General features: G+C 43.9%; 3 protein-coding genes. All 3 read left to right on the top strand.

What is annotated here, in order from left to right:
- The coding region (locus QZZ43_RS11300; RefSeq protein WP_291859186.1) for an NUDIX domain-containing protein at nt 1–593 on the top strand (593 nt) is incomplete at its 5' end.
- 25 nt (nt 594–618) lie between these two features.
- Nucleotides 619–2,121, top strand: coding sequence for an L-arabinose isomerase (gene araA, locus QZZ43_RS11295; protein WP_291859183.1), 1,503 nt, complete (start codon nt 619–621; stop codon nt 2,119–2,121).
- Nucleotides 2,122–2,173: 52 nt separating this feature from the next.
- On the top strand, nt 2,174–3,074 hold a 901-nt coding region (locus QZZ43_RS11290), incomplete at its 3' end, for a sodium/solute symporter (RefSeq protein ID WP_291859181.1).

The following is a 3,074-nucleotide window of genomic DNA, read 5'->3' as shown; positions in this document are numbered from 1 at the left end:
ATAAGCGACCAAATGAACCTCAGATAGGGGGCTGGTCGCTAATGGGCGGTTTTTGCGGAAGTGAAGAATCTTTGGAAACTGCTGCAAACCGGGTTTTGCGCCAAAGTACGGGGCTCAAAGATATTTACCTGGAACAGGTACAGTCCTTTTCCAAACCTGACCGCGACCCTGCTGCCAGAGTAATTTCAGTAGCTTTTTTTGCTTTAATACGCATTGATAAACATGATGCTGCAAAAGTAGATGATATGAGAGCCCGATGGTGGTCATTGGATGAAGTTCCCGAACTAATATTCGACCATTCAGAAATAGTTGAGAAAGCCAAAGAGCGTTTGCAGATGAAAGCAAGTCTGGAATTGGTTGGAAAGGAGTTGTTGCCCGATGAGTTTACCTTGACACAATTAAGGAGACTTTACGAAGCCATCTACCAAAGAGAGCTAGATCCGGGTAACTTTCGTAAAAAGGTATTGGGACTGAATGTTTTGGAACGATTAAATACTAAAAATACAGAAGAGTCAAAAAAGGGAGCATTTAATTATCGTTTTAGCCCCAACTCGGAAGAGTTGAACGGGCAGGAACGTATTATCAAAATCTGAACAGAAACTTAAAAGGAATATGACGATGGAAAATTTTAAAGGTTATGAAGTTTGGTTTGTTACCGGTGCACAGTTATTGTACGGCGGTGATGCAGTGGTGGCAGTTGATAGTCACTCAACTGAAATGGTTGAAGGGATGAACGCTTCCGGTGTGTTGCCTGTAAAAATTGTTTACAAAGGTACCGTCAACTCAGCCAGGGAGGTAACTGCAACCATGAAAGCAGCCAACAATGAGGACAAATGTGTGGGAGTCATTACCTGGATGCATACATTCTCTCCGGCAAAAATGTGGATTCATGGATTGCAGGAGTTGCGTAAACCTATTTTACATTTCCATACTCAGTTTAATAAGGAAATTCCGTGGGATAAAATCGATATGGATTTTATGAATCTCAATCAGAGTGCACACGGAGACAGAGAATTTGGTCACATTATGGCTCGACTGAAAAAGCCTCGTAAAGTGGTGGTTGGACATTGGCAGGATCCTAAAGCACAGGAGCGAATTTCTGTTTGGATGCGAGTGGCTGCTGCCTGGGCAGATGCGCAGGATATGCGCATTATTCGTTTTGGAGACCAGATGAACAACGTTGCGGTGACCGATGGTGATAAAGTGGATGCAGAAATGGTGATGGGATATCATGTGGATTACTATCCGATTGCCGACCTGGTGGCTGTTCAGGATAAAGTTACTGATGCAGAAGTTGCAGGTTTGTTAAAAGTTTATGAAAACGATTACGAATTTGCTGACGACTGTAAAGAAGGTGGAAGCAACAGAGAAAGAGTAGCCCATGCTGCTAAAATTGAAATTGCCTTGCGCAGATTTTTGGAAGATAAAGGAGCAAAAGCTTTTACCACAAACTTTGATGACCTTGCTGCTATAGACCAACTTCCCGGACTTGCTTCGCAACGACTGATGGCTGATGGTTACGGATTTGGTGCGGAGGGTGACTGGAAAACTGCTGCCCTATATCGTACCATGTGGGTGATGGGTAAAGGAATGCCCAAAGGATGCTCCTTCCTCGAAGATTACACCCTGAATTTTGATGGCGAAAACAGCACCATCCTTCAGGCGCACATGCTGGAGGTTTGCCCGCTTATCGCGGAGAAGAAACCACGCCTGGAAGTACATCCGCTTGGAATAGGGGGCAAGAATGATCCTGCACGTTTGGTCTTTACCAGTAAGCCCGGTGTCGGTGTTGCTGCTACCGTTGTGGATATGGGCAATCGTTTCCGGATGATCGTAAATGAAGTGGAATGTATTGAATCAAAGCCACTGCCTAAGTTGCCGGTAGCAAGTGCTTTGTGGGTGCCGAAACCCAATTTTGAAGTGGGTGCAGCTGCCTGGATTCTGGCCGGTGGAACACATCATACCAGTTTCTCTTATGATTTGACTTCTGAGTTCCTGGAAGATTTTGCCGAAATTGCCGGGATCGAGTTTCTTTTGATTGATGAAAAAACCTCAATTCCGGAGTTTAAAAAAGAATTGCGCTGGAATGATATGTTTTACAAATTGAATAGAGGAATATAAAACCTACTAAAATTCTTTAAACTATGGAAACAGCTTTCGCAACACTGACTGGGTGATTTTTGCCGTCTATGCTTTTGTTATCCTGGGTATGGGCCTTTTTATCTCGAGAGGGAAAAAGGGAGTAGAAAAAACTGCTCAGGATTACTTTCTTGCCAATAAGTCACTGACATGGTGGGCTATTGGTGCCTCTTTGATTGCCGCCAATATTTCGGCAGAGCAATTTATTGGTATGTCCGGTTCGGGATATGCCCTGGGGATTGGAATTGCTTGTTATGAGTGGATTGCTGCTGCATCACTGATTGTTATTGCTAAGTATTTTATTCCCATTTTTATTGAAAAGAAGATTTATACCATGCCGCAGTTTCTTGCCGAGCGTTATTCACGTGGAGTAAGTACTGCCTTTGCCATTTTCTGGCTGCTGGTATATGTTTTTGTGAACCTGACTTCCGTAACTTATATGGGAGCTCTTGCGATGGAAACCATTCTGGGAGTTCCCTTGATGTATGGAATTATTGGTCTGGCCGTCTTTTCCGGTATTTATTCTATTTACGGAGGACTTAAAGCTGTTGCCTGGACCGATGTTATTCAGGTCTTCTTCCTGGTGGTTGGAGGTTTGGTGACAACTTATGTTGCTCTAGATGCAGTAGGTGGAGTTGGCTCCGGCCCCATTAAAGGTTTTCAGACCTTATTTGAAGGCGCCCGCGACCATTTTCACATGATTGCAGAGCAGGACACCAGGCCTGACGTTTTTCTTGATTTGCCGGGGCTGGGAATTATCCTTGGAGGTATCTGGCTGACAAACTTTGGTTACTGGGGATTTAATCAGTATATCATTCAGAAAGGTCTGGCAGCGAAATCGGTTAAAGAAGCAAAACGCGGTTTGTTGTTTGGTGCTTACCTGAAGATGTTGATTCCTCTTATCGTGGTTATTCCGGGTATTGCAGCTTTTTATT

It is taken from the genome of Marinilabilia sp., from assembly GCF_016278715.1.
GTDB lineage: Bacteria > Bacteroidota > Bacteroidia > Bacteroidales > Marinilabiliaceae > Marinilabilia.
The sequence above is the reverse complement of the archived record's forward strand: the minus strand, read 5'-3'. Positions and strand labels throughout refer to the sequence as shown.

Coding starts and splice junctions, on each gene's coding strand:
- araA (WP_291859183.1), top strand. CDS start 619: ATGGAAAATTTTAAAGGTTATGAAGTTTGGTTTGTTACCGGTGCACAG.